The sequence below is a fragment of the Ruminococcus sp. J1101004sp1_RTP21198st1_B9_RTP21198_201120 genome (genome assembly GCF_040924245.1).
GTDB classification, from domain to species: Bacteria; Bacillota; Clostridia; order Lachnospirales; family Lachnospiraceae; genus Blautia_A; species Blautia_A faecis.
Map to the genome: position 1 here is coordinate 48,138 of NZ_JBCOMI010000014.1, position 25,950 is coordinate 74,087.

Sequence of the window (25,950 nt, forward strand, 5' to 3'; positions counted from 1 at the left end):
AATCTTCCATTAAAAAGATTCCCGGGGGTGCTCCCCCCGGGAATCGCAGGTCAGCATTTCCTCTTATTTACTGATCCAGATATTCAAGATATGCTGCGTCAAGCTCGGAAATTACCTCATCCTTGTCAGCAGCGTCTGCCATGTAACCCTGGAAGATATCTCCGGAGATAACATCAAATCCGTTTACATACTGCTGATATACCCACGGAATTACGTTTCCGCTGTTTGCATATTCCAGATAATCGTTTGTAGATGCAGAATCATAACTAACTGTGAAATCCTGGGAAGCTGGTGCAGAACCTGGTTTCTCGGTTACAATTGCAATATATCCGTCAGAAAGAGAAGCATCACTTAAGAAGTCGATAACCTCTTTGCAGGCATCCATATGCTCTGTCTGAGTGCTTACTCCATATACGATTCCTACGTCAACTGCTGCTTTGTTTCTCTCAGCATCATTGGATACTGGTAATGCGAAGTATCCGATTTCCGGCGGGTTATCCATTCTTGCTACTACATTCTGGCTGAACTCACCGCTGATCAACATAGCTGCTTCAGAGTTTGCAAGTGCGTTGAAACCGGATGTGGAGTCACAATCCATCATATTGCTTCCGCAATGAGCTTTGATAACATCAGCTGTTGCAAATACATCATCGATACCATCTACATTGAAGGTTCCCTCACCGGAATTTAACTGATCCAGGAAGCCTTCCATATCATCCTGTACTACGTTTGACATCATTACACTGAACATGTGTTTCAGAGTCCAGGAATCTTTGAATGTGGAAGCGATTGGTGTTACGCCGGACTCTTCCAGCTTCTCGCATGCTGCTTCGAATTCATCTCTTGTTTTCGGAACTTCTTCGATTCCGGCATCCTTAAACATCTGCTTGTTGTAGAATACACCAAGATACTCAACGTTTGCAGGATATCCGTAGATTTTTCCATCATAGGTAGCAGCTTCAAGAGCTGTCGGGTAAACCTTCTCAGTAAAATCCATTCCGCTTAAATCCTGAAGTCTTCCTGCCTCTGCAAAATCCTGCACCTGTGTCCATGGTGTAAGGATGTAGATATCCGGCCAGTCATTTGTTGCAGCTGCAGTTCCAAGGAAATCAGAGTAATCTCCGGACTGCATTGTGATATCCAGCTCGATATCATCATGTTTGCTGTTGAAGGACTCCATTGTACGATCCAGCTGATCGCCCCAATCACCATTCCATACAGTCATAGTGACCTTGGTCTTCTCTCCATCAGCCCAGCAAAGGTTTGTTCCAAGGGACATAACCATTGTTCCAGCTAATACTGCTGCCAACATTTTTTTCTTCATTTCTTATACCTCCTAGTATAATTTTATTTTCCGTCAACTGAGCAATTTCAGTTGTCTGGTTCGTTTTTGGTATCGTTTCCGGTAATGTTACCGGTAACGTTTCCGGTGATGTTTGAATCATATCATACTCACCAATTATTTACAACCTTTTTTTCGATTTATTATTACTTTCGTATGTATTCACAATATTTTTTGTGTATTTTTATACGATTTGCACAATATTTGCAGGAGTAGACAATCAACCTCCACTGCCTACAAATACTGTAACAAAGCGAGTGTATTTACGGTCTTACTGCTGTTCCATCTGGAAGCCTTGGCAGCATCCAATCCCATGTGACAACCTCTTCGCTGCACGGATACTCAGCTGCTGCTTTTTCATCAATATCCACACCAATTCCTGGTTTCCCATTCAGATACAGATATCCGTCCCGCATTTCCGGAATTCCGGTAAAAATCTGATGTAAGGCAATTGCACCTGCATCTTCAGACAGGGTATTGGTGTCAGCCCATTCCTGGATTCCAAAATTCGGAGAAGCCATATCCAGATGGATATTTACTGCGTGACCAATCGGAGTAAGGTCTATTGGTCCATGCCATGCAGTTCTTATTCCAAATGCATCGCAAAGAGCAATCAGTTTACGGGCCGGTGTAATTCCTCCAATCTGGCTTAAATGGATTCTTATGTAATCAATTTCTCTTTCTGTGATAAGATTCAGCCATTCGTTTGGATTGTTAAACAGCTCTCCCATAGCCAGCGGAGTAGTACAATGCTGCCTGATCTGCTTAAACCATCCGCTCTGTTCCGGAGAAAGACAGTCCTCAAGAAAGAACAGACGGAATTTCTCCATATCTTTTGCAAATATCACTGCATCAGAAGGTCTCAGCCTCTCATGTACATCGTGGCAAAGCTCCAGTTCCCAGCCATAGGTTTCCCTGAGGCGCTCAAACAGCTGTATTGTTTTTGCCATGTATGCTTTTGGATCATAATAGCAGCCTTCAAAGGATCCTTCCGGTGGCTGGTAAGGCATATCCTTTCCGCCATAGCCTCCAACCTGCGCACGGATACAGCGATATCCTCTTTCCTTTAATGCGCCTACTTTTTGCACACAATCCTCTATTGTGGTGCCTTCAGCATGTGTATAGCACGGCACTCCGGTTCTGCATTTTCCTCCCAGTAAGTCATACAGGGGCATACCGGCCATTTTGCCTTTAATATCCCATAATGCCATATCCACACCTGACAGGGCATTATTTAAAACAGGTCCGTTTCTCCAGTAGCTCATTCCTTTTATAGACTGCCAGATATCTTCAATATCAGAAACATCTCTGCCAATCAGGTACGGCTTCAGATATTTTTCCACAGCGGCAACCACTGCCAGATGTCTGTGGGCAAAAGTTGCGCAGCCCACACCATATAATCCCGGCTCACTTGTTTCCACTTTTACTGTCACCAGATTGATTTTCTGCGGCGCACAGCAAATTACTTTTACATCTCTGATCGTTACTCTCATTTTTCTCCTCCCCAGGCATTTTTATCATTTTCTACTTTTTCCGGCATTCCCGGCAGGATCAGTCCTCCGTCAACCCGCAATACTTCTCCGGTTATATAAGCTGCATTCTCACTTGCAAGGAATACTACCGCTCTTCCTATATCTTTGGGTGTTCCATTTCTGCCCATTGGAATTCTTTCTCCCAGACTTTCCCAGAAGCCTTCCAGCTCTGTCCTGCCTTCTGCTTTTATTTCCTCTGGCGTACGGATACAGATAGCTCCCGGAGCCACACAGTTCACACGGATCCCATATGGTGCAAGATCCAGTGCCATAGACTGTGAAGCCCGGTTCACTGCAGCCTTTATGCCGCCGTAAACACAATCTCCCGGATATGCTCTTTCTGCTCTTGAAGAGGTTATGTTGATAATGCATCCTTTAACCTCATGTGCCTTCATATATCTGGCTGCCTTACTGGAAAGTACAAGGTAATTCAAAAGATCCAGATTCAGCATTTTCTGGGTTTCCTCCATTTCAAGGTCCAGAATGGACTGAAACACGGTAACTCCGGCATTATTTACAAGCAGATCCAGTCCGCCCAGTTCCCTGACAGCCTGGTCAAAAAACTTCTCCCCTTCTCCTGCCTGTGCCATATCAGCCTTTGCATACCAGGCAAAGGAACCCATATTTCTTATTTCTTCAGCTGCTTCCTTTGCCTCATCTTCTCGTGTCCGATAGGAAAAGGCAATATCATATCCGGCTGCTGCCAGTTCTCTGATAATTCCACGTCCAATTCCACGACTGGCACCTGTAACGATTGCTTTTTTTCTCATCACAGTTTTCCTCTCTTATTCTATTTTCCCAGACAATACCTGCACAGGTACGGGAACTTCCACAAGCACCCGCTGATTTCCCAGTTCTCCCTCTGATTGCCTGTCAAAAATATATATTTTTCCTGTTTTCTGATCTGCTGCAAGCAAATGCTTCTCACTGCTGTCCAGACAGATACTTCGAAACCATCCTTTCGGAACTACAACTTTTTGTTTCAAATTTAACATTCCATTTTCATCTATGGTAAATCCAAAAATTTCTCCGGTTCCTCTCACAGATGCGTAAAGCATTTTCTCCTCTGCAATACACAGTTCTGCTGCAAGCGTGCCCTCTGGCAACTCCTCTTCCAGGGATATGGTCTGGCACAGCTCCCTATTACAGTAAACAGAAATTGTAAGATCCAGCTCATTTAATACATAGAGATACGTTTTTCCATTTTTCTCCAGTATCCCCATATGTCTCGGACCTGCTCCAGGTCTGACCTCTATGGTTTCTTTTTGCAGAAGCTTTCCCTTATCTGTGCCAAAAGAATAAATCTTATCACACCCTAAGTCAGCTGCATACAGATCTCCCCTATGAAGGAAGCAGGAGTGAATATGAGATGCTTCCTGCCGTTCCGGATCCAGCCCTTTTCCTGTAAAAGAAATTTCCTGTAAAAGCTTCGGGCTGCCGGCTTCTGAAATGTCGATCACCTTTAAATCTCCACTTCCGTAATCAGATACAAAAAGCCTTTGTCCTTTTTCATCCTTTTCAATATGACAGGATGCTTTTCCAGGCATCTGAAGACTTGCCTTTTTCTCTGCTGTAAGACTTTCTTCCTGAACCCCTACTTCATATTCCACAATTTCCGCAGCATTTTCACTTTCACTTACCGCAAAAAGCCGGTTCTTCACCAGACAAACCCAGGAAGGATTCTGCATTTGTATGATAAGAGGAGTTCCTGCAACATCTCCCAGGATTTCATTATACGGAATCAGATAGATACCTTTTCCAAGCTCCTGTTTCTCCAATACAGCAGGGGCATCATGCTGTGTATAGGTTCCGACAAGCAAAATATCCATGCTTTCTTCCATCTCCTTTGTTAATTCCTTTTACTGGAATTTCAGTTCATCTGACAATTCCACAACCATGTGTAATTCACCAGGTGACATCACCTTTTTTCCATGAATTACCACATTGTCAAAATAAAAGCCATGAGGTCTGCACACTTCATTTTTCATCTCAAAGCCACGTATAATGGATACTGGAAAAGTGCCTTCTGTAATTTCAATATTTTTAAAGAAAATATCATTTACCATGCCTCTTTCCCTGTCTCGTGAATACTTGGAATCAAGAGTTTTAATATCAATAAATTTTTCCTGGGCATCTTCAATTCGGATGTTTTCATAAACAATATCATGTACATGGGCACGGTCAGCGTTATGAATTGTCAGTACTCCACCTGACTGATTGCCCTCATACTGGCAATGTACAACATCACAATTTCTGAAAACAACATCTGTAATTTCGTCACATCTGGTTTCATATCCGATTTCAAGTGTGTTTCCAAATTCTGCATTCCAGAACAAGCAATCCTCAACAAGGATATGTTTCACATCTGTGCAGCCTGACGGATCCTGGAATTCCACAGCCTTAATAGATATACAATCATCATTTGCCCTTATAAAGCAATTACGAAGCACTACATTCTCACATCCGACTATATCGACGCCATCTCCTGTGATCACTTTTCCCAGAACATTTACGTCTTCAATCAGAACATTTTTACATGCAACCGGAACAATATGCCAGGAACCACCATCCAGAAGTGTGATTCCGCGTATTTCAATGTTCTCACCCAGTACAGGAACGATCAGCTGCTCTGCTCCATTTTCGTCCCATGCATGCCAGTTTCCTCCATACAGGATTCCATTTCCCAGAATACGGACTCTGTCTGCCATTCTGGAATAGATTCTTCCGCTTACAACTGCTCCGTACTCTATATAAACAGTTTCGTCAGAATTAAGCTGAAGGCATCCCACATTGTAGGCTTTTCCACTTTCAAATACATAAGTGGCATTCTCAGGCTTCGGTATGTATTTTCCAGGAAGAACATAAAGTGGTGACTCCAGTTTATCGTCCAGTTCAAGAGTAATTCTCTTTCCGGCAGGAAGGCTTATGCTGATTTTGTTCCCCTCTTCTTCGAACGGTATCTGTGCAGCTGCAGGACGGATAACAGCCTTCTGAAATGGTTCGTTTACTGTAACTTCTACCTCAGCCTTTTCATTTTCATCCAAGAAAGAAACAAAATCAAAAAATTCCGTATGATATACTCGCTGTTCCTTTCCGTTTATCTTAACCTGATACAGCTCTGATACCGGAATATCTTCCACTGATTTCAGTTCATATAGTGGTTTCTCGCTTATCTTTCGTGGTACAAATTCCTGTTTTTTCATCATTATGTTTCTCCTTTATATTTCATTTATTTTTAAAATTCATAATTATGTTTACAAACATTACTATACAATGTTTTTCTTTTTTAGTAAAGTGTTTTATTTAACAAGATACTTTGCTTTTTTTTATGCATTTTGTATAAGTCCCTCTGTTTTTTCAATTACTGTTTGACTTATTTGTTTGATATATATATACTATAGGTTACTAAACAACCTTATTTTGAAAGGAAACATTATGGAAAAAATTCCTGCATATAAGAAATGTTATAACAAATTAAAATCCGATATAGATAATAACGTTTATCCCATAGGTTCCTATCTTCCCACAGAAGATGAGCTTGGAAAAATGTTTTCGGTAAGCCGTACGACGGTCCGGCATGCTATTGACCTTCTGGTTAAAGACAAACGCATAAAGGTAAAGCAGGGTGCCGGCACACAGGTGATCAATCCCAAAGAACGGGAGCTTACCAACTTCTCAAAATTTCATAACGTAATAGACATAAACACTCTGTTTCCGGATAATGCCGCCCTGACCATCAGCGGAACCTGGATTGACCGTATTCCTGCAAACAGCCAGGTCGCCAGTGCGTTGGACCTTAATGAAGGAACAGAAGTCTTCCGCCTTCAAAGAGTGGTTTCCTCCAATGAACAGCCTGTGATAATCCAGACAAATTATATCCGTATTGATTTTTTCCCGGATTTAGATACCTACCGCGAACAGCTTGTAGATCTCTATTACTTTATTCAGAAGCACTACGGAATTAAATTTGAAACTGGCGAAGAACACATCAACATCAGCTCAGCTGATTTCCTTGATGCACAGATTCTCAACATTGAACCGGGATCTCCTATTTTTTTCAACACCAGAACAGCACACTGTTCCCTGGGTCCTATGGAATACCTGGAAGCCAGGATCCGTCCTGATCTATGCCATTTCGTGGTTCGTATGAAGGAACCACCAGCATGGTACGATCTTCCCGAATTTCAAAAATCCCTGGAACGTGTTTGAAAATGAATGATCAACTTATAAAAAGGAGCGGCGCTATGTCTAAACGCATTTCGGCCCTTCTGCTTTGCTTATTTCTATTTTGCCTGCTAATAGTTTTCCCAGCTGCAGGCTGCGGTCAGAACAGCAGCTCCGGTTCCGTCGAAGAACCGCCTGTTTTTTCCCCGCTGAAGGTTCTGGTTCCGGAAGCCCCCGGGACAGACACCATAGGATATTCACCTCTGATACTAGATATTTCCAACATCAGTCAGGGATATCTGACTGCTGTCAGTGACAGCAATGGTACCACCAAAAACATCCAGCTTTCCGCGGATGACGGCGTTGTTTATTCTTATTTTGTAAGCTCCGGCGAAAGTGCTGTCATTCCGTTTACCAGTGGAAGCGGCACCTACCAGATATCCTGTTACGAGCAGGTAAATGGCAGCCAGTATGCCGCACTTTTTGCTCAGGCCCTGGAGGTTTCCCTGGAAAATGAATTTCTTCCGTTTTTGTATCCGAACCAGTATGTAAATTTCACCCCGGACTCAGAAGCCTGCAAGCTGGCTCTTTCTCTTCTGGCAGAGGATGCCACAGAACAGGAAAGCATTGACACCGTTTTCCAGTATGTAACCCAGCACGTCACCTACGACGAGGACAAAGCAGCCACTGTTGAGACCGGCTATCTTCCTGATATAGACGAAACCCTCTCTACCGGAAAGGGAATCTGTTTTGATTATGCTGCCCTGATGACGGCAATGCTGCGAAGCCGGGATATTCCCTGTAAGCTTCAGATCGGATATGCAGGTGACATTAAGCATGCCTGGATCGATGTTTACATACGTGGAAAAGGGTGGGTGGAACAGGCAATTACCTATGACGGGGAGAAATGGAACCGCATGGATCCAACCTTTACCGCCAACAGTGAAGATGAAGAGCTTATCAATTCCTATATCGGTGACAGCGCAAATTATACGCTGCAGTTTACCCGATAGCACAACGAAAAACGCCTTGCAGGTTCACGGATTTTTTCAGGATCTGCCTGATGTTTTTTCAGAGAGGACTTTATATGATTACCAAATTAAACAATCGGGAGCTGTTCCAATTCTGTGAACAGTTTTCCATCATATTACGTTCCGGAATGTCCGCCATTGAGGGACTTGCCATCTTAAATGACGACAGCCAGACAGAACGGGGCAAAGAAATTTTGACCTTTCTTTATAAAGACATGGAGGAATCCGGCTCCCTGGCGCACGCCATGGAGCAATCCGGTGCTTTTCCTGCTTCTGCTGCTGCCTATGTACGCACCGGCGAAGAGACTGGCTGTCTGGATGAGGTTATGAAGGGTCTGTCTGCTTTCTATGCGAAGGAGATTCAGATCACTGACCAGATTCAGAGTGCAGTCGCCTATCCCCTTGTTATGCTGGGCATGATGACTGCAGTTATTGTAATTCTTCTGGTAAAGGTTCTCCCGGTTTTCCGACAGGTTTTCCGACAGCTTGGACTGGAAATGAGCGGGATCTCCGGTGCCCTTCTCGGAATCGGCGAAACACTTAGCCGCTATTCTACTGCCTTCCTTATTCTTCTGGCCGCGATGATCGGCTTTATCCTTTTCCTGGTTCTTCACCCAAAGGGGCAGGAACTGATCCGCAAAATCGTCTGCCGTTTTCCAGGCATGAAGGAAATTCCGGTAAATCTGGATTACAGCCGTCTTTGTCAATGTATTTCCCTGGGAATCCGAAGCGGACTTTCCCCTGAGCTTTGTGTGGAGCTGGCAGGGGCTGTTGTCTCCCGGACTGAAATCAGGGAAAAGCTTGCTTCCATTCAGAATCAGCTCGCTGAAGGATATGGTTTTACAGAAGCCATCACGGAATCCGGACTTTTTAAGGCTATGGAGCTTCGTCTGATCTCCCTTGGTTTTCAGGCTGGTGCATCTGACGAAGTAATGGAAAAACTGGCTGAGCAGTATGAAGAGAAATCCACAGACTCTGTTTCCCACATTGTGTCAATTTTGGAACCTACTATTGTGATCGTCCTTTCAATTCTGGTAGGACTGGTCCTTCTTTCTGTTATGATGCCGCTGCTGGGGCTGTTATCTGAAATGATCGCATAACAGCTGTAAGGGAGAGTGAAAATGGATATATTTGAAACCAGACTCATTCATGTCAGGCGGATTTTCCGCTTTATAATTCCAATCCTGTTCGCTGCAGTCCTCTGCCTGATCTTCTATCTTGGAATTGCACGTACACAGACTGATTCCCTGGAAAAAGAACAGGTTACTTTAACGCAGGCGCTTGAAGGAGGTGCCATCCGCACCTACGCCCTCACAGGCCAATACCCTCAGAGCCTGGATGAATTGCTTTCGGATTACCATATTACCTATGACTCTGAGAAATTTGTGGTAGAATATGTTCCAAACGGATCCAATCTTCTTCCATCGATCAGCGTACTTCCGGTAAATGCCAGAAAAGGAGGTGCCAGATGAATTCCAGATTCACCCGGAAAAAACACAGCATTGATTCACTGGCAGCCTTGCTGCTTTTTGCAATGTATGTGCTGTTTCTTCTATTTCTGATGCTTTTTGGTGCCGGGAACTATCAGGCCTCTGTAAAAAACCTGGACACTAATAACAATCTTTATACGGCGTCCTCTTACATCACTACCAAGTTTCGTCAGCACGATATTCCTGGAAAAACCTCCCTTACAGAGATTCAGGGAACACAGGTTCTTTGCTTTCAGGAAACTATTGAGGGGAAAGATTACTGCACTTACATTTATTTTGATGGCAGTCATTTAAAAGAGCTTTTTACAGCATCGGATTCCCAGGCTGATCTTTCTATGGGGACCAACCTTGCACAGCTTCAGGATTTCCAGATTGACGCTTTAGAAAACACTTTTTACAGAATCACATTAACGGACACAGATGGACATTGTTCCAGTTTTCTGCTTCATCCAGGAGTTCCTGCCTGATTCGCAGACTCCTGAATTTGGGGCTGGTCACTTCTGAATGATGTGCTGAAAGGAAGTTTTTATGAAAAAAATCACTACCCATTCCAAATCCGGGCTTTTTCTTATGGAAATGATATTTGTCCTTCTTTTTCTGGGGCTGACCTGCGGTGTCTGCGTAAGATTGTTCGCAGCCTCCTACATGGCAAGGGTACATGCCAGGGAGGACTCTCATATCCAGGAGCTTATCACCAGTGCCGGTGAAATTCTGGAAGGAACTGACGGCACTGTCCAAAATTTTCTGGCACTGATGCCAGATGGAGTTGCAGATCATGACAGTATTTGCTATTATTTTGACAAGCACTGGCAGAATACTTCCGAAGAAAGCGCGGTTTATAAAATGAGGCTCGTCTGCTCTGCTTCTGACAAGGTCAAAGAAGTTCAGGTCACTTTTGAAAAACTCCAGAATGCAAATGAGGAAACCAGTCTTTATACCCAGACAATTCGCTTTCCAGTTTTTTCCGCAAAGGAGGAAGCAGATTCATGAAAGAGAAGAATCATCTTTTTTCCGCAACTGGAATTCCTTCCCTTTTTCTAATCTTTGGAGTTCTTATGCTGGTGATCCTGTCCCTGCTGGGCTATGGTACTTCCAGACAGGATCTGCGCGCCAGCAGCCTTTCCCTGGAGCAGACATCAGCTTATTATAATGCCTGCAGTGAGGCAGCTGATTTTTACTCCGAGCTGGTTCAGGCATTGGAAGGATTTAAGGCACAGGCAAAAACAGAGACTGCATATTACCAGCTCGTCTCCGATTATCTGAATTCACAGGAGAATATAGAATGGGATTCAGAGGAACATACTGCTGAATATGCGAAAGCATTTTCCGACACCCAGAGTCTGGCTGTGAAAATTGCTGTATTCCGGACTGACTGTACAGCTGATTCCACTGCTTCTGATAACGTTGCTTCTGATACCATTAATGCAGGATTGGACGTGACCAGCAGCAATATCGCCGGGATTCTCTCCTGGAATACGGTTGTAACTGCAGACTGGAATCCGGACAACAGCCAGTCCGTCTACAAAGGAGAATAATTTTATGGAAGAAAAAGTAAAGGCTTTTCTGGAGCTTGCCACTCAGAAAAAAGCCTCTGATATATTTATTATTGCCGGTCGTCCCCTTTCCGTAAAAATTGACGGAAAGCTCTGTACACTGGATGGTTTTGAAGAACGGCTCATGCCTCCGGAAACAGATGAATTTATCCGGATCATTTACAAGCTTGCTCACGACCGGAATATAGAACCTATGCTGGAAACCGGTGACGATGACTTTTCCATGGCTATCCCTGGTCTCTCAAGATTTCGTGTAAATACATACCGGCAGCGTGGTTCTCTTGCCGCTGTCATCCGTATTATTGCATTTAATCTTCCTGATCCGCAGGATCTGCACATTCCTCCAGCTGTTATGGAAGCAGCTGATCTTACCAAGGGAATGGTTCTGATCACAGGTCCTGCCGGAAGCGGAAAATCCACCACCATGGCTTGTATCATCGACAAGATCAATCACAGCCGTGAAGGACATATCATCACACTGGAAGACCCTTTGGAATACCTGCACAGACATGACAAATGCATTGTCAGCCAGCGAGAGATCTGTACGGATACTGCCAATTATCTGGTTTCCCTGCGTGCCACCCTGCGTCAGAGCCCGGATGTGATCCTGCTTGGAGAAATGCGTGACCACGAGACTATCCAGACTGCCATGACTGCTGCTGAGACCGGACATCTGATTCTTTCCAGCCTTCACACTACCGGAGCAGCCAATACCATCAGCCGTATTATGGATGTTTTCGAGCCCAGCCAGCAGCATCAGATTGCCATTCAGCTTTCCATGGTTCTGCAGACTGTTATTTCCCAACAGCTGGTGCCGGATGTGAATGGGCACAATATTCCGGTTTTTGAGATCATGAGGCTTACCCCTGCCATTCGAAATATGATCCGCGACAACAAGATTTATCAGATTGACGGTGTGATCGCCTCTTCCTCCCAGGCAGACATGAAATCCATGGATAACAGCCTGCTGGAGCTTTATCGAAACCGCCAGATCACAAAAGAAACTGCACTTAAATATTCATCTAATCCGGAAATGTTAAAACGGAAGCTCATGTAATGGGCTTCCGTTTTTTAAAGCGTGTCTGAAAAAGGCTTTCTGCAAGATGTGCGTCACAATTCGGGCAAAATATACCGCAAAGTGGGGCGTATAGATTGCGGGAATGCTTTTTCAAACACGCTCTAGTATCTAAATATTCTGTCACATAAAAGCCATCATAGTTTTTACTATAAACTGTCTTCTATTTCACAATGCTTTACTGCAGATTCTGTTTCTTCTCTGTAATTGATTTCCTACTTTCTTGTAACAGCCGCCGATGCTTTATACTTTCCCTTTACAACACCATTTGGCTCTTTTACATAAGCACGCACATAATAACGGTACTTCTTTCCTTTTTTCACCTTCGTATCTGTCCAGGTGGAAGTTTTTCCCTTCTTAATAGTAGCCGCCAGCTTATATTTTCCGTTTCCGGTTTTTTTGTAAATGTAATAACCATCACACTTCTTCTGTGCCTTCCACTTTAATTTCAGACCTTTCTTCGTATTGGAAACCGATGAGACGTTCTGCCTGGAGGGTGCTGATTTATACGTTCCACTGGACTTGTAACTGCTTGCCACTGTTTTCTTATCCACAGTACAATAAGCTCTTACTGTATACTCATAAACGGTAGCTGATTTTATCTTTTTATCTTTGTAGGATGTAGTAGCTACTTTCTTTATGTTTGCAAGCTTCGTCCATTTTCCAGAGTATGTTTTCCTGTAAACCACATAGCCAGCTGCACCGGAAATCTTATTCCAGTTTACTGTATTGTAAAGTCCGGAAGAAACCTTCACCGACACTGACGGAGTGGCAAGCACGGTCTTCGCAGCAGCTTCCGCAGTATAATCGGAATATTTCGCAGTACCGTTCACCATACTGTACGCACGGATCTTGTATGTATACGTAATTCCCGGCTGAACTTTCGTATCTGTCCAGGAAGTATCTGACCAGGAGGCTGTCTCTACCTTCTGATACTCTCCGTCGGAGATTTTTCTATAAATCTGATATCCGGAAACTCCGGCTGCTTTACTCCAGGTCAGACTGATCTGGTTATAGGCGTGGGCCGCAGCCTGAAAGGAAGCAGGTCTGGTTACATTCACTGCACTGCTCAAGGTTCTTGTGTGAGCTTTAATTCTTGCACAGGCACTTGGACTTGTTTTGGAAAAATCGCTCCATCCATTTTTCTCATGGTAACAGAAGCTCTGATCCGTCTCCAGACCAGCCTGAAACTCCACCCAGTCATAAGCACTGTTAGTCTCGCACAAGTATTCCACTGTGTCGGAACCGATATTGGTGAGCACTACCGAATAAAGGGTTCCATTCATCAGATTTACCTCTGGCACTTCCACCGTGGAAATACCGGCATGTTCCTGATAAAAAGTAACCGGATTGGCATAGGCCGGAGTTCCGCTTACCGGATTGCTCTTATCCTTCAGATTTGTATAGATCTGAATGCTGTAGCTTCCTCCGTCAGTGTAAGTAGCCAGGACCACTTCTCCAAGGGCTTCTCCGTTCCCATTTCCGGCTTTTGCCTGAAAAACATTGGCAATGGAGGAAATCCCACTGCTGCCGGAAGGATACAGCTTCAGTTTGCTCAGTGCACTGGAACCATCATAGAAATAGTTGTTCCGGTACTTCGGACTGGTGGTGGCTTCTGCTGCTACAATATTGTAATTACATTTATTCTCATAGGAAATATAAAAATAACCGGCTTCTCCCCAGTCATCTCCCCAGCTGTTTCTGGCAATCCATGCCCCGTTTGAAGTAACATTGCTGGCAGAATTGAAATTTTCCCTGGAATAATTGTCATCCCAGCCAATCAGGGTTACTGCATGATTCACGCCTGCACTTCCCGGGTAGCTGTATGCATACGTATACGGATTATAATAGGTATCATACATTCCAAAGGACATGGAAACAGATCCATATTCTGATATCAGACTTTTAATGTTATTTACAGAATAAGAGGAAAACGCCGCATTTTCCAGATATGCTGTGGTCTGGTATGCCATTTGGGAGGACGGCACCTTGTCAGAGTCCAGAGTATGATCTGCATTTGTCTCATAAGGAACCTGGGATTCCAAAGCCATACCGCTCCACGTACTCAGGAAAATGGCAGCCAGGGTCTGATTTCCTCCATCTCTGTAGGAATGGAGAATCTCGTTTTTGTCATTAGCTGTATTTCCAAGGGGATCGTTCATTCGGTGGGCAAAGAAATATGCCAGATGTTCTTCTGACAGATCAAACAGTCCAGCTCCTGCCTGCAAAAATGAGATTTCCAGGTTGGCAGCCAATGTGTATGCCCAGCACATATTGGAAGGCTTTTGATTCCTTACCGGGATGGAAATACTGCTTCGGGGATCGTATTTCGCAGGATAAGACGCAGCTCTGGCAGCACCTACGCTTCCTGTATCACCATTCCCGTTGCCAGATGGCGGGTCTACATAACTTATAGGCTGCAGCTCACGAATTGGCTCTAGCTGAGCCTCAATCTCCGCATCGGTCAGATTGTCTTCACTTTTCTCTTCTTCGGCAGAATCCGGATTCATGCTGCCAAAGCCAGAATCTTGTTCCTGAAGTTCATCAGTACCACCATCTGAGAAACCGTCTGACAGGTCTTCCGATTGGGAGGGATTTCCATCTGTCATGCCTGTGAAGCTGGCATCGTTTTCCGTACTTCCATTGCCAGCCTGACCGGCATCATCTAAAGTGCTTTCGCTCCCTGACAGATCATCACCTGCTGAAAAATCATCCTGCACATAAGACTCTTCCGCAGCCATCTTATCAGACGACACAGCGGATACAGTGTCTCCTGCATTTTCCATTTCCGCACTTTCTGTCCAGACCATACCCTGCCCGGCAATATCTGCTGCCTGAATGGGCAAGCCTGTAAAAATCAGGGACTGGGCAAGTAACAGACTTACAGCTGCTTTTTTCAATAATTTCTTATATTTCATATTTACTCCTGTCGTTCTGAGCTTCCTGTTCCGGAGTATTTTTCACACAGGCTCCAGAGCGTATTAAAAAATCACCAGAACAGAATTTTCGTTCAAACAGATATTTTTCACTTATTTATGATTTTTTAGATATTTTTCCAGAAAATGTATTAATTTCTCCATTTCTTCCTGAGTCCCTACCGTGATCCGCAAATGATTGTCAATCCTCGGCTTCGGGAAGTATCTTACATAAATATGCTCCTGACGAAGGGCCTCAAAAATTTCTTTGGCCGGACAGCTTTTGTGAGAAGCAAAGATAAAGTTGGTCTTAGAATCCGGGAATGTGAAACCAAGGGCAGCCAGTTCTTTCTTCGCCCATTCTCTGGTAGCAATAATCTTCTCACAGGTTTCTGTAAAATATGCCTTGTCCTGGATAGCTGCCACACCGGTTACAAGAGTGGTACGATCCATAGTGTAGGAATTGAAGGAATATTTTACATCGTTCAGAAATCTGATCAGCTGTGGATTGCCGCATGCAAAGCCGATACGCATTCCAGCCATGGAACGGGATTTGGAGAAGGTCTGGACTACCAGGAGATTGTCATATTTCTCTATAAGCTCCAGTGCTGATTTCGCTCCAAAATCTACATATGCTTCATCTACGATCACAATGACGTCCCGGTTGTGTAAGAGAATCTCCTCGATGTCACTGAGGGGCAGCTCCACTCCTGTAGGTGCATTGGGGTTCGGAAAAATAATTCCGCCGTTTTCTCCGAAGTAATCTTCTTTGCGGATACAGAAGTTCTCATCAAGAGCTTTACATTCATATGGGATTCTGAAAAGATCCGCCCATACGTCATAGAAAGAATAGGTGATATCTGGAAAAAGGATCGGTTTATCTGAGTTAAAGAAGGTGAGGAAGCTCATGGCAAGTACATCATCTGAGCCAACACCTACAAAAACCTGTTCGTCTTTCAGCCCATAGTTACAGGCAATTGCGTGTACCAGGTCGCCAGCTGTAGGGTCCGGATAAAGGCGGAGGGTATCTGGCTGAATCCCGTGTAATGCTTTCTCCACGCCTGGTGCAGGGGGATATGGGTTCTCGTTTGTGTTCAGCTTGATCATGTCCGGCTGATTGGGCTGCTCGCCGGGTGTATAAGGTACTACTTTACGAATGTTTGCTTCCCATGTATTCATTTCGGTCCATCCTCGCTTCTTCGTATTTTTATTATAATTTCTTTTTGAAAAAATCTGTAGTATGCATGTTTCTGCATAGTTATTAGTATTTTACTTTTTTCCTTGGAGTTTGTCAAATTAGGTATCTTTGTCTTCGGGATTGCAAGCGATGTTTAAATCTGAGCCATCACAAACTAATAATTGATAGCCATTGTATTTTTTCTCAAGAGTAAAAGAAGCATTGAATTCATGAAACAAAAATGCCCAAGTTTCCAAAAGAAGTATTTTTGGAAAACAGCCATGGAACGGTAGCCATTTCACCAATCAAAGACAATAATTGTTTTTTCACCTGTTCTGCAAATATCATAGACGAAAAGTGGGAAAAACCAGCTTTTTTTCAAAAACTGGGAAACGCGGTTTAGCAAAAAACCTCCAATTATGGAAACATCAGCATTTCCAAAATTGGAGGTTTTCTCATTCATTTTCAGGCTCCCAGTGTCAGGAGCTCTCCAAAACTCTGAATCTTCACATCAGCAGCCGCATATCCAGCTGCAATCCCAATTCCCACAGCCTGCATTCCCGCGCTCTTCGCTGCGTCAATTCCAGCATAAGCATCTTCCACCACATAACAATCCTCAGGCTTTTCTCCAAGGAACTCTGCTGCTCTCAAAAATACTTCCGGATCCGGTTTGGACTTGGTAATATTCGTTCCATCGGAGATCGCATCAAATGCATCCAACAGTTGAACCTTTTCCAGGATAAATTTTGCGTTCTTACTGGAAGAGCCAAGTGCCAGCTTATACCCCCTGTTATGTAATTCCGCAAGAGTTCTTCTTACATCTTCCGTCACATCAGCCGGTGTCATGGATGCCAGAAGCTCTCTGTAAGTATTGTTCTTACTCTCCATCAGTTCTGCTTTTTTCTCCTTGGAAAGAGCCGGTCCTTCATATCTCTCCAGAATAATTTCCAGGCTCTCCGATCTGCTCACACCGCGAAGACGGTTATTTATGGTCTCATCAAAATAAATTCCCATTTCATCCGCCATCTTTTTCCACGCCTGATAGTGAAATTTGTCAGTGAAAACAATAACACCATCTAAATCAAATATAAAAGCTTTCATATATTTCTCCATTCCGTTAACAACTGCAAATAAACCTGCCAGCAATCATCTTAAATATAATTTTTCCCACACAAAGGATCCGCCGGACTTACCCCTGTAAATTCCGAGCGTCCCATAATCTTATCCATTGCTGCCTGAATAAATTCCGGGTTCCCACTGTATGTATTAATGTAAGTTTTCACCATCGGTGCATCAAACAGATGGAATGGATAAGCTGTAGAAATCATCAGCGCCGGAATCTCCGGAGCAAACCAGGGTGCATCATCTCCAAGCCCGAAGCACACATTCCAATTCAAGCGAAGAGTGGTATTATTGGAAGCATTTTCCATGTTACAGATATAAACATACAAGTCGTAGTCCTGCTTCATCTCCTCCACACTTCGGTACATTTCGTGCATCAGTTTTCCTTTTTCCGGTGTCATACCTGCCGGATTCACGAAATCTTCCATAGAGATAGATACCCGGCGGTCACGGACCGTCACCTGGAAGCCTTCCTGCTCAAACTTCTCTTTCCATGACTGCACAAAAGCATTCTCTGGATCCAGATCTTTCTGGATTACATTCAGATAAACCCGCTTGTATTTCTTAGGGGAAATTGGAAGCAGTTCCTGCTCATCCCTTACCAGAGTTATTGCCTGGTCTGCCACCTTTTTCGCCCAGCTTTTGTGCTTCTCACAGCCCACAATTTCCAACGCCTCTTTTTCTGGAACCAGAGTGCCCTCCGCTTTCTTCTTATGAAGCCCCAGTGACGCTTTTGTGGCCAGAATTCTGAGAACTGCCTCATCCAGTCTATCCATGCTCAAATTTCTAGTTTTCGCACCAGCCAGAAGATATCCAAAATCCTCTTCCAGACTTTTGTTGAACAAAATCATGTCACAGCCTGCATTGATTGCCTGAACAATCGCCTCGCTGCGCTTCATAGCTGCGGTAAACCCAACCATAGGTGTTGCGTCTGTGCTGATCAGCCCGTTAAATCCCAGCTTTCCTCTGAGAAGCCCAGTAAGAAGCTCCTTGGATAAAGAAGCCGGACGCAGCATCTCTTCCCTGGTTGCCTGGGGATTGAGCGCCTTCACATAAGCAGGCTGGGCAATATGCCCTACCATCACGGTCTTCGCACCTTTCTTTATCAGATTCCCATAAACATATCCATAGGTTTCATCCCATTTTTCTGTAGAAAAAGAATTAACACTTGTAAGAATATGCTGATCTCTTTCATCCACCCCATCTCCTGGAAAATGTTTGATAGCAACAGCCACACCGCATTCATCTGCTCCCTTCATATATTCCAGGGCAAAATCCAGCACCTTCTTTGGATCACTTCCAAAAGTTCTTACATTGGTAATGGGATTGTGAAAATCATAATTAATATCCACAATAGGCGCAAAAGACCAGTTCAGCCCCAAAGCTGCACCCTCTTTGCAGGCGGTATATCCCATTCGGTATCCATTTTCCGGATCATCTGTAGCCGCCACTGCCATAGGTTTTCCGAAGGAAGTTCCCTCATAGGCAAGTCCGTCTCCGCCTGCTTCCGTATTAGCCGCAAGTAGCAGCGGAATATTGGAAAACGCCTGCAGCTTTCTATAAATATCCTGAATATTTTCCGCGCTGTCTGCACGATACATCAGACCACCCACCTGAATATCCTGGGTAAAATGCTTCAGCGTTTCTTCCTCTCCGTTGAACCCCATGGGGCAAAATACCTGTCCGCATTTCTGCTCCAGACTCATATTTTTCCAGGTATCCAGAACCCAATTTTCTCCTTCTTCATCCAGAAAAAAAGGATTTCCTTTCATATCGATCTCTGTCATTATTTTTCCCCTTTCAATGAGCCGTCTGCTGTAAAATACTTTCTAAGAAAATACGCCGGGCCACAGCTCCAGGCATGGCAGTAGCTGTTCACGATGGTGCCGCCATATGGTGATTCTGAAGGGTTTTCCGGATTATATAATTCCCAGAATGTATCCGCTCCCAGATCGGTCATGCCGCCCCAGTATGCTTCCATTTTCTGCAGAGCCATTTTTTTCTCCCCCACAAGAAGCAGCGCCGCAATATAATTGTGATACATGTATGGCGTCACCATTTTTTCAGCTTCCGAAATGGTCTCCACCCTGCGCAGAAGATTTACTGCTGCCTGGTCTTCAATCGCCTCTCCCAAAATCATCCACACCTGGGAAGCAACTGAAACCTGTCTTTCTTTTCCACTGATGTAGCATTGTTTTTCTCCATCCCAGAGATATAAATTCGCCGCATTTCTGCACTCACAGTAAAGCTCCGCCAGTTTTTCCTCCGTCATAACATCTCCTAGCACCTGGGCAATCCGGATAGCTGCACTAAGCGCATAAAGAAAAATCCCCTGGGCAGACGCCTGTTTATTCAGATTCAGATTCCAATCCACAAAGCACCAGCCCAGCACATCTGAATCTCCTACCAACATTTTCTCATCCAGCTGCTCTTCTGCCAGTTCGATCTGTCTTAATGCTACAGGCCATAACTCCTGCAAAGTTTCCTTATCCTTTGTAGCTTCGTAATAGTCCCAAAGTGTGTTTATGAAAAACAGGGAATAATCAAACATCTGGGTATCATCCACTTCCGGTTCCGGGGAAAGAAACAAGCACGCCCCCATCCTTCCTTTTTCCATAGGAAGTGCTGCAAACAGATACAGGCAGGCTTTCACCATATCATTATTGTTATAAGTTTCATAATTGGTCAGTGCCTGGATACGAAGATCTCCCATCCACAGTCTGCGGTCTCTCTTCGGACCGTCCTCAAACACCTGCTGCATACAATTGTGAAGGGTTCTGCATGCGATCTGATCCATTTTTGCCAGCTTATGATTCTGCGCCTTAAATGCGGAAAGCTCCTGGTCTTTCGCAGAAGAAACAGCGGTACAAAAAGCATCTTCCACAACAAGATCAAACTTGGAACTAATATCCAGAACCTCGATCATCACATACCTGAACGCATATCTCCTTGGCAGGCGCAGCTGGGAAGGAACCACATCCACATGGAGCTGTTCCTCTTCGATCCAAGAAGAACAGATCCAGCCCTGATAGCTTTTTCCATCTTCAAAAAGCTCCGTCGCATTTTCTGCAAAGTGAAGCTTCAGCCACACAGGCGCGTCTGGATGACTCCCCCTGTAATTCAGATTTAAAGTCAGATACCCAACCTGATGATTTCCAAAATCCAGGCATACCCGGCTTCCCTTTTTCAAAACTCTCTTTCTGTAATCAACTGCCTGCTCAATGACAATACTGTTATCATTTTTATAAAGTTCTACTGTCTGCACTGCATCTACTTTTGTCTCAACCAGATCCGGAAGCAGATTTAATGCTTTATTCAACAATTTCTGATTTTTCATTTCAGCCATAAAAACCTCTTGTCACATAGAATTTTGTCAAAATTGTTATAAAAATGCGACCCTACGGAGTTTTCCGGCAGGGCCGCTGCAATCTCAGAGCGTGTTTGAAAAAGGCTTTCTGCAAGATGTGCGTCACAATTTGTGGGAGATTTTGCCCGGATGAGGGCGTCGTAGCGGGCTACGACAACCGAATTCGGGTGAAATATACCGCAAAGTGGGGCGTGCAGATTGCAGGAATGATTTTTCAAACAGGCTCAAGTTATTGTCTGATTTTTCCCGTGAAAATTCTTACCAGTAATTTTTCATTATTCAGATAAATCAGGAATGCCATCAGCAATACTGCATTGATAATAGACTGCATGGAAGCGGTCACCACATTTGAGAGAACTGCAAATGTGGAATTCAGCAAAGACATGCAAACCGCAGCCAGCAAAAATCCAAGTTTCTCATTGCTATACCTGCTTATGTAAGAACCAATAAACATTGGCAAAAATGCTGTAAACATAATGGAAATAGAGCCAAAGTTCAGCTGGCCTCCATTGATGGTCGTACTTCTTGCCGCATTCAAAAATCCAACAATTCCCATCAGCGCACCGCAGATCCCATAACAGCCAATGGCATTTGGAATCTCTTTGATTCCTGTATTTACTGCTACCTTCTGCCCATTTTTCAATGCATTATAGTCATAACCAAACCTTGTATAATCAAACAGAAGAATGGAAAGGACCAGTACCACAGCAATAATAATCGCCGCATAAATCCAGGTTCCTACAAAGCCTGACATGGAAGAATTCTGTACCTCTGTCATTACATATTTTCCGCTTGTAATGGTGTACAAAACACCTTCATAGATCAGGGTTACACCCAAAGATGTTATGATGGGCGGAATCCTGAGAGTCACATAAATAAGACCAGATACCATTCCCAGCACAGCGCCGGCCGCAATAGTGATTACCAGCATAAGTGCTGCACTTCCTGAGCCGCCGCCTAATACTGCATAGCTTATCTTCGCTCCCACTACAGCAGACAGAGAAGCCATGGCTCCAAGTGAAAAATCAAATCTTCCACTGTTCAGGTTAATGGACAGGGCAATTGTTGTAATCATAACAATTGCAGTATAGACCACAAAATTATCAAAGCCCTTCTGATTTGTTATGATGTTTTCTCCATGTGACAGACAGATCACTTCCAAAATAAGTAAGGTCAGTACAGGGATCGTAAATGTTCCCGCTATTTTCTTAGGGGTGCTCATAAATTCCAGCCTCCATCCAGCCTGTCCGATTTCCTGGATATGGGCATCCAGGGTTATCGGTCAGAGCTTTCATAAATTAATTTCCAGTTATTTAAATTCGTAACTGTTTAATGTCTTCACAGTTACCTGCAAAACAATTACTTAGATTCTACTAATGTTTTTACATCCTCAAATGTAACGTTATCGCCAATAATACTGTCCAGAGTTTCTTTGTCATAGATTGGTGCATCACCACTGTCAGAAACAGAGTATTTATCAAATGTGTCGCTGTCAGTTGCTACCAGATATCCCTGGCTGATAGATGGAGCGTTTCCGTCCTCGTCTCTGATCACATTTCCATTGATTGCATTCATTACCAGTGCAAAAACTGGTCCGATAGAAGAAGAATATTTTCCAGCAAGATAAGTAAGGGTACCATTTTTCATAGAATTTCCGTTTGTCTCAGTAAAGGAATCAATATCTGAGAAGGAGATTCCTGCCTCACTTAAGGACTGTGCAAAGAATGTGGTTGCCATACCTACGGAAATAAATGCATCCGGTGTTTTCTGGATTGCTGCGTTTAACTCATCCGTTGTGGTGTCACCATATCCCTGAAGATAGGAAACAACCTCTACATCGCCTTCTACTTTAGATAAATCAACTGTCTGATCCTGGAAAATCTGTCCAGCGATAGCGTTCATATCGCTTTCTCCGCCATAGGTGCAACCCAGTCCGTTAAGGACACCAGCAACACGGTAAACATGCATTGGGTTCGGAATAAAAGCTCCATAGATTGCTACTTTGGAAACACCCTGCTCTTTGTAGTAAGCTCCCATATCTTTTCCAGCTTCAAACTCTGTATCATTTCCAGGTCCTACCTGACCAGCAAAATATTCATAAGTTTTGTAAGTTTCATACTGTGCGTCATCCAGCACACCGGAAGCTACCGCATAGTAAACTCCGTATTTTTCACAAGTCTCAATCTGCTGTACACGATCGTTGCTGGAAAAAGAGATGATTGCCTGACACCCCTGGGAAGCAAACTTCTCAATTGCTGTTTTCTCATCTTCTGCACTTTGCAGCGCATCTGTGTAGTTAAATTCTACGTCATAGTTACCAGCGATATAATTCTCATAATAAGAACGGAAGCCCTGTGCTTCCTCGCCACTTACGTCTGCAACCAGCACACCAATCTTTGCCTTGTCAGCAGCCTTTACTTCACTTGTTCCTGCTCCTGCAAGAACTGCTACAGCCATAGTTCCTGTTAATGCCATGCTTACCATTTTTTTCATTGTTCGTTTCATTAGAATTTCCTCCTTTTTATTTGCAGCGTTATACGCTAATTCACCATTAAAAATCCCATATATCGGACAGTTATTTCTTATTCTCCATTATCTTGGAAGTATATTTGTCTTATAATTCATGCTTGTTACATATACAACGATCAGGAAAAATACTGCACTGATCACCTGGGTGATTCCATAAGCCGCACTTCCGTCAATCACCAGCTCCAGAATGTCATTGAGCAGGATAAAGGAAAAACCGCCAACCAGTGCCGCATAAATTCTGGAACGTGCTCCGCCTGAAATAGGCATTCCGCCAAATACAATTGCAATAAAAATATTCATACCAATGCTGGAGGCCGTAGTGGTTGTTACAGATGGTGTATAAACCAGAGTAAGAAACGCTCCAAGCCCTACGCCCAGGCCTGCCATTACGAAAGCAATAATGGTATATTTGTTGGATTCAATTCCGGTAAGAGCTGCGCACACCGGATTTCCTCCGATAAATTTCTGCCTTCTTCCCACTTTTGTAAGATTGAAAACAAAATAACTGATAATAAAGAAGACTGCCAATACTACGATTTTAAAAACTATATTGTCAAACGGCTTTACCACTACTCCCGGAATACTGATCCCGCCAAGTGCACCACCCTTTGTGGTAATGATCTGTGAGGCAATCGCAGAAAGCACAGACATCATGGCAACTGTAGTAACAAATGCTGGAATATGAAATACCGAAGCCAGCAGGGAATTTACAAGGGAACATGCAACTCCGCTTACAAAGATTGCCAGGATCATTAACACCACATTCTGTGTAGTATTGTAAGTAACCACACCCATGGTTGCAGAAAACAAGGTTGCAGCGCCAAGACTGATATCAAAAGTTCCCAATGTGTAAATGAAAATTGCTCCTGTAGCAACCACCGCCAACACAACACCTTCGTTAAAAACAATCTGCAGATACATATCCAGCCGATAGCCTTTTGCACTGACTACTGCCAGGAAGATTCCGAATAAAAGCACCAGAGCCGCAAATGGAAGAACCTTTATCGCAGTTTGGGCTGCTTTATATTTATTCATATTATTTTTCATAATCTGATGTTCCCCCTTAAATCATATATCCAATTACATCTGCGTCTGTCAGGCTTTCACTTCGCATAAATTCACCGGTAATGCTTCCGTCTTTCATAATCAGAAGCCTGTCGCTCATTCCCAGCAGTTCCGGAAGCTCCTCGCTGATCAGCAGGATTGCTTTTCCCTCTTTTTTCAGCTCCATCATCAGCTGATACATGGACTGTTTGACGCCAATGTCAACACCTCTGGTGGGGCAATCCAGGATCAGGATCTCACTTCCACAGCCGATCCATTTTCCAAATACAACCTTCTGCTTATTTCCGCCGGACAGCTGGCTTGTCAGCTGGTCGCCATCAGAACATTTAATAGAAAGATCTTTTATCTGTTTTGCCACATATTCTTTTTCCTTTTTATTTGTTATAAGGAATCCGTTTACGGCATATTTTTCCATTCCGCCAACTGCAATGTTGTCCTGGATACTTGCGGACAGACAAAGGGATTCCACATCCCTGTCCTTTGACACATAACCAATCTTGTTTGCAACTGCGATGTGGGGACTGTTGATCTTCGTTCCATCGTAAGTGGTTACTTCTCCCTCTTCCAGGGCAAGTGCGCCGAACATGGCTTTTCCCAAAGTGTGCATTCCGCAGGCGGCAAGTCCGCCAATGCCTAAGATTTCGCCTTTTTTCAAAGTAATGCTTACAGATTTTAACTCCTCTTTGTACTTCAGATTAGTGGCTGTTATGGCAGCTTCTTTCTGGCTGCTTGGGGTAAAATCACTTCTGTAATAATCTCCCTGAAGCTCGCGGCCGATCATACTTGTACGGATTTCATCCGCATTGAATTCTTCTTTTTTAAACGTACGGATCAGGTTTCCATCACGGAGAACAGTGAGTGTATCACAAACTTCCATAATCTCTTCCAGGTCATGGGAAATAAAGATTATTGCTTTTCCACTGTCCCGCAGCTTTCGGATCAAGGAATACATGATCTCACGTCCATCCTGTGAAAGTGCTGTGCTTGTCTCATCAATTACCAGAATGTCTGGATTTTTCAGCATAACCTTAGCGATTTCTACCAGCTTTCTGGTCTGAAAATCCAGTGAATCAATAGGCATATCGCCGATTACATGTTCTACTCCAATGGCTCTCATTGCCTCTGTCGCTTTCTGGTTCATTGCCTTTTTATTGATCATCCCCAGCTTGTTCCGAAACTGGGAAAGCTCTGCCAGAAAAATATTTTCTGCAACGGTTACCCCCGAAATGGTTCCGCTCTCCTGCACAACCATTCCGATTCCATTTTGTAGCGCATCTATCATACTCGCTGGTTCCCAGCTCTGCTTTTTGAAAGTCATTCTTCCACTGGTGGCTTTCTGCATGCCAGCTGCAATAGAAGATATGGTAGACTTTCCAGAACCATTTTCACCGATCAAACCTCTTATTTCCCCTGGATATACCTCCAGATCTACATTTTTCAGTGCTATTACGCTTCCAAAATTCTTGGAAATATTTTTCATTTCAAGAATCGGTTCACTCATGTTTACCCTCCGTTCACTTGAAAACTGTTTATGAGATTATTATATTCTTCCCCCTAAAATTTCAAATTCACAATTTAGCTCAGTTTT

General features: G+C 43.8%; 26 protein-coding genes. 9 read left to right on the forward strand and 17 right to left on the reverse strand.

Going from position 1 to position 25,950, the window contains the following annotated elements; all coding sequences use genetic code 11:
• Nucleotides 1–67: 67 nt before the first annotated feature.
• The 5 genes from AB5618_RS11140 to AB5618_RS11160 form a co-directional block, all read right to left on the reverse strand.
• Complete coding sequence (locus AB5618_RS11140) at nt 68–1,324, reverse strand: ABC transporter substrate-binding protein (protein ID WP_368366734.1); 1,257 nt, start codon at nt 1,322–1,324, stop codon at nt 68–70.
• A gap of 281 nt (nt 1,325–1,605) precedes the next feature.
• Nucleotides 1,606–2,835 carry an enolase C-terminal domain-like protein gene (locus AB5618_RS11145; protein WP_148461068.1) on the reverse strand — a complete coding sequence of 410 codons (1,230 nt, stop codon included), beginning with the start codon at nt 2,833–2,835 and terminating at the stop codon, nt 1,606–1,608.
• A complete protein-coding gene (locus tag AB5618_RS11150) occupies nt 2,832–3,644 on the reverse strand; it encodes an SDR family NAD(P)-dependent oxidoreductase (protein WP_148461067.1) in 813 nt (270 codons plus the stop codon). Before AB5618_RS11150 ends, AB5618_RS11145 begins: the two co-directional genes overlap by 4 nt.
• Nucleotides 3,645–3,659: 15 nt before the next feature.
• The gene (locus tag AB5618_RS11155; protein ID WP_195379656.1) at nt 3,660–4,703 is read right to left on the reverse strand and encodes a beta-propeller fold lactonase family protein; all 1,044 of its coding nucleotides are present in this window, start codon (nt 4,701–4,703) and stop codon (nt 3,660–3,662) included.
• Between the two features lie 30 nt (nt 4,704–4,733).
• Nucleotides 4,734–6,080, reverse strand: coding sequence for a glycosyl hydrolase family 28 protein (locus AB5618_RS11160; RefSeq protein WP_173773973.1), 1,347 nt, complete (start codon nt 6,078–6,080; stop codon nt 4,734–4,736).
• A gap of 229 nt (nt 6,081–6,309) precedes the next feature.
• On the opposite strand from AB5618_RS11160, the gene AB5618_RS11165 reads away from it, so the two are divergent.
• The 8 genes from AB5618_RS11165 (at nt 6,310) to AB5618_RS11200 (ending at nt 12,169) form a co-directional block, all read left to right on the forward strand.
• Entirely contained in the window at nt 6,310–7,083 is a 774-nt protein-coding gene (locus tag AB5618_RS11165; protein WP_173770375.1) for a GntR family transcriptional regulator, read from the forward strand.
• A 35-nt stretch (nt 7,084–7,118) separates the two neighbouring features.
• A complete protein-coding gene (locus tag AB5618_RS11170) occupies nt 7,119–8,051 on the forward strand; it encodes a transglutaminase family protein (RefSeq protein WP_368366735.1) in 933 nt (310 codons plus the stop codon).
• Nucleotides 8,052–8,125: 74 nt separating this feature from the next.
• Entirely contained in the window at nt 8,126–9,169 is a 1,044-nt protein-coding gene (locus AB5618_RS11175; protein WP_368366736.1) for a type II secretion system F family protein, read from the forward strand.
• A 21-nt stretch (nt 9,170–9,190) separates the two neighbouring features.
• Nucleotides 9,191–9,541 (forward strand): hypothetical protein, encoded by a 351-nt coding sequence (locus AB5618_RS11180; RefSeq protein WP_173717899.1) that lies wholly within the window; start codon nt 9,191–9,193, stop codon nt 9,539–9,541.
• Nucleotides 9,538–10,026 (forward strand): DUF4860 domain-containing protein, encoded by a 489-nt coding sequence (locus AB5618_RS11185; protein ID WP_173717898.1) that lies wholly within the window; start codon nt 9,538–9,540, stop codon nt 10,024–10,026. Before AB5618_RS11180 ends, AB5618_RS11185 begins: the two co-directional genes overlap by 4 nt.
• Nucleotides 10,027–10,087: 61 nt before the next feature.
• On the forward strand, nt 10,088–10,549 hold the full coding sequence (locus AB5618_RS11190; protein WP_173717897.1) for a hypothetical protein: 462 nt from the start codon (nt 10,088–10,090) through the stop codon (nt 10,547–10,549).
• Nucleotides 10,546–11,094, forward strand: a complete 549-nt coding sequence (locus tag AB5618_RS11195) for a hypothetical protein (protein WP_173717896.1) — start codon at nt 10,546–10,548, stop codon at nt 11,092–11,094. Before AB5618_RS11190 ends, AB5618_RS11195 begins: the two co-directional genes overlap by 4 nt.
• Nucleotides 11,095–11,098: 4 nt before the next feature.
• Entirely contained in the window at nt 11,099–12,169 is a 1,071-nt protein-coding gene (locus tag AB5618_RS11200) for a type IV pilus twitching motility protein PilT (RefSeq protein WP_173717895.1), read from the forward strand.
• Here the strand turns inward: AB5618_RS11200 and AB5618_RS11205 are convergent.
• The 8 genes from AB5618_RS11205 to AB5618_RS11240 all read right to left on the reverse strand — a co-directional run bounded on the left by AB5618_RS11205 (nt 12,162) and on the right by AB5618_RS11240 (nt 20,944).
• Complete coding sequence (locus tag AB5618_RS11205; protein WP_334297236.1) at nt 12,162–12,314, reverse strand: DUF6783 domain-containing protein; 153 nt, start codon at nt 12,312–12,314, stop codon at nt 12,162–12,164. The two genes, AB5618_RS11200 and AB5618_RS11205, sit on opposite strands and share 8 nt — an antisense overlap.
• A gap of 88 nt (nt 12,315–12,402) precedes the next feature.
• Nucleotides 12,403–15,105, reverse strand: coding sequence for a C1 family peptidase (locus AB5618_RS11210; protein ID WP_173771486.1), 2,703 nt, complete (start codon nt 15,103–15,105; stop codon nt 12,403–12,405).
• Nucleotides 15,106–15,216: 111 nt separating this feature from the next.
• Complete coding sequence (gene hisC / locus AB5618_RS11215; RefSeq protein WP_173736032.1) at nt 15,217–16,281, reverse strand: histidinol-phosphate transaminase; 1,065 nt, start codon at nt 16,279–16,281, stop codon at nt 15,217–15,219.
• Between the two features lie 296 nt (nt 16,282–16,577).
• Nucleotides 16,578–16,742: a hypothetical protein gene (locus tag AB5618_RS11220; protein ID WP_173717892.1), complete on the reverse strand. Its 165-nt coding sequence runs from the start codon at nt 16,740–16,742 to the stop codon at nt 16,578–16,580.
• A gap of 2 nt (nt 16,743–16,744) precedes the next feature.
• On the reverse strand, nt 16,745–17,380 hold the full coding sequence (gene pgmB, locus AB5618_RS11225) for a beta-phosphoglucomutase (protein ID WP_173717891.1): 636 nt from the start codon (nt 17,378–17,380) through the stop codon (nt 16,745–16,747).
• 50 nt (nt 17,381–17,430) lie between these two features.
• Nucleotides 17,431–19,188 carry a glycoside hydrolase family 3 protein gene (locus tag AB5618_RS11230; RefSeq protein WP_173717890.1) on the reverse strand — a complete coding sequence of 586 codons (1,758 nt, stop codon included), beginning with the start codon at nt 19,186–19,188 and terminating at the stop codon, nt 17,431–17,433.
• Nucleotides 19,188–20,747 carry a GH116 family glycosyl hydrolase gene (locus AB5618_RS11235; RefSeq protein ID WP_202017071.1) on the reverse strand — a complete coding sequence of 520 codons (1,560 nt, stop codon included), beginning with the start codon at nt 20,745–20,747 and terminating at the stop codon, nt 19,188–19,190. The genes AB5618_RS11230 and AB5618_RS11235 overlap by 1 nt, the downstream gene beginning before the upstream one ends.
• A complete protein-coding gene (locus AB5618_RS11240) occupies nt 20,735–20,944 on the reverse strand; it encodes a DUF6783 domain-containing protein (RefSeq protein WP_308768373.1) in 210 nt (69 codons plus the stop codon). Before AB5618_RS11240 ends, AB5618_RS11235 begins: the two co-directional genes overlap by 13 nt.
• Between AB5618_RS11240 and AB5618_RS11245 the strand changes: the two genes are divergently transcribed.
• On the forward strand, nt 20,864–21,055 hold the full coding sequence (locus tag AB5618_RS11245; protein WP_306467780.1) for a DUF6783 domain-containing protein: 192 nt from the start codon (nt 20,864–20,866) through the stop codon (nt 21,053–21,055). The two genes, AB5618_RS11240 and AB5618_RS11245, sit on opposite strands and share 81 nt — an antisense overlap.
• On the opposite strand, the gene AB5618_RS11250 is transcribed toward AB5618_RS11245, so the two are convergent.
• The 4 genes from AB5618_RS11250 to AB5618_RS11265 form a co-directional block, all read right to left on the reverse strand.
• Nucleotides 20,998–21,990, reverse strand: a complete 993-nt coding sequence (locus AB5618_RS11250) for an ABC transporter permease (protein ID WP_173717889.1) — start codon at nt 21,988–21,990, stop codon at nt 20,998–21,000. The genes AB5618_RS11245 and AB5618_RS11250 overlap by 58 nt on opposite strands.
• Before the next feature lie 137 nt (nt 21,991–22,127).
• Nucleotides 22,128–23,273 (reverse strand): substrate-binding domain-containing protein, encoded by a 1,146-nt coding sequence (locus AB5618_RS11255; protein ID WP_173736033.1) that lies wholly within the window; start codon nt 23,271–23,273, stop codon nt 22,128–22,130.
• Between the two features lie 87 nt (nt 23,274–23,360).
• Nucleotides 23,361–24,344 (reverse strand): ABC transporter permease, encoded by a 984-nt coding sequence (locus tag AB5618_RS11260; protein WP_226837343.1) that lies wholly within the window; start codon nt 24,342–24,344, stop codon nt 23,361–23,363.
• A 16-nt stretch (nt 24,345–24,360) separates the two neighbouring features.
• A complete protein-coding gene (locus tag AB5618_RS11265; protein ID WP_173736034.1) occupies nt 24,361–25,863 on the reverse strand; it encodes a sugar ABC transporter ATP-binding protein in 1,503 nt (500 codons plus the stop codon).
• Nucleotides 25,864–25,950 lie beyond the last annotated feature (87 nt).

Coding starts and splice junctions, on each gene's coding strand:
- AB5618_RS11160 (WP_173773973.1), bottom strand. CDS start 6,080: ATGATGAAAAAACAGGAATTTGTACCACGAAAGATAAGCGAGAAACCA.
- AB5618_RS11255 (WP_173736033.1), bottom strand. CDS start 23,273: ATGAAACGAACAATGAAAAAAATGGTAAGCATGGCATTAACAGGAACT.
- hisC (WP_173736032.1), bottom strand. CDS start 16,281: ATGAATACATGGGAAGCAAACATTCGTAAAGTAGTACCTTATACACCC.
- AB5618_RS11155 (WP_195379656.1), bottom strand. CDS start 4,703: ATGGATATTTTGCTTGTCGGAACCTATACACAGCATGATGCCCCTGCT.
- AB5618_RS11245 (WP_306467780.1), top strand. CDS start 20,864: ATGTGCGTCACAATTTGTGGGAGATTTTGCCCGGATGAGGGCGTCGTA.
- AB5618_RS11220 (WP_173717892.1), bottom strand. CDS start 16,742: ATGAATGAGAAAACCTCCAATTTTGGAAATGCTGATGTTTCCATAATT.
- AB5618_RS11230 (WP_173717890.1), bottom strand. CDS start 19,188: ATGACAGAGATCGATATGAAAGGAAATCCTTTTTTTCTGGATGAAGAA.
- AB5618_RS11190 (WP_173717897.1), top strand. CDS start 10,088: ATGAAAAAAATCACTACCCATTCCAAATCCGGGCTTTTTCTTATGGAA.
- AB5618_RS11200 (WP_173717895.1), top strand. CDS start 11,099: ATGGAAGAAAAAGTAAAGGCTTTTCTGGAGCTTGCCACTCAGAAAAAA.
- AB5618_RS11210 (WP_173771486.1), bottom strand. CDS start 15,105: ATGAAATATAAGAAATTATTGAAAAAAGCAGCTGTAAGTCTGTTACTT.
- AB5618_RS11140 (WP_368366734.1), bottom strand. CDS start 1,324: ATGAAGAAAAAAATGTTGGCAGCAGTATTAGCTGGAACAATGGTTATG.
- AB5618_RS11175 (WP_368366736.1), top strand. CDS start 8,126: ATGATTACCAAATTAAACAATCGGGAGCTGTTCCAATTCTGTGAACAG.
- AB5618_RS11150 (WP_148461067.1), bottom strand. CDS start 3,644: ATGAGAAAAAAAGCAATCGTTACAGGTGCCAGTCGTGGAATTGGACGT.
- AB5618_RS11235 (WP_202017071.1), bottom strand. CDS start 20,747: ATGGCTGAAATGAAAAATCAGAAATTGTTGAATAAAGCATTAAATCTG.
- AB5618_RS11250 (WP_173717889.1), bottom strand. CDS start 21,990: ATGAGCACCCCTAAGAAAATAGCGGGAACATTTACGATCCCTGTACTG.
- AB5618_RS11265 (WP_173736034.1), bottom strand. CDS start 25,863: ATGAGTGAACCGATTCTTGAAATGAAAAATATTTCCAAGAATTTTGGA.
- pgmB (WP_173717891.1), bottom strand. CDS start 17,380: ATGAAAGCTTTTATATTTGATTTAGATGGTGTTATTGTTTTCACTGAC.
- AB5618_RS11195 (WP_173717896.1), top strand. CDS start 10,546: ATGAAAGAGAAGAATCATCTTTTTTCCGCAACTGGAATTCCTTCCCTT.
- AB5618_RS11260 (WP_226837343.1), bottom strand. CDS start 24,344: ATGAAAAATAATATGAATAAATATAAAGCAGCCCAAACTGCGATAAAG.
- AB5618_RS11185 (WP_173717898.1), top strand. CDS start 9,538: ATGAATTCCAGATTCACCCGGAAAAAACACAGCATTGATTCACTGGCA.
- AB5618_RS11170 (WP_368366735.1), top strand. CDS start 7,119: ATGTCTAAACGCATTTCGGCCCTTCTGCTTTGCTTATTTCTATTTTGC.
- AB5618_RS11145 (WP_148461068.1), bottom strand. CDS start 2,835: ATGAGAGTAACGATCAGAGATGTAAAAGTAATTTGCTGTGCGCCGCAG.
- AB5618_RS11165 (WP_173770375.1), top strand. CDS start 6,310: ATGGAAAAAATTCCTGCATATAAGAAATGTTATAACAAATTAAAATCC.
- AB5618_RS11180 (WP_173717899.1), top strand. CDS start 9,191: ATGGATATATTTGAAACCAGACTCATTCATGTCAGGCGGATTTTCCGC.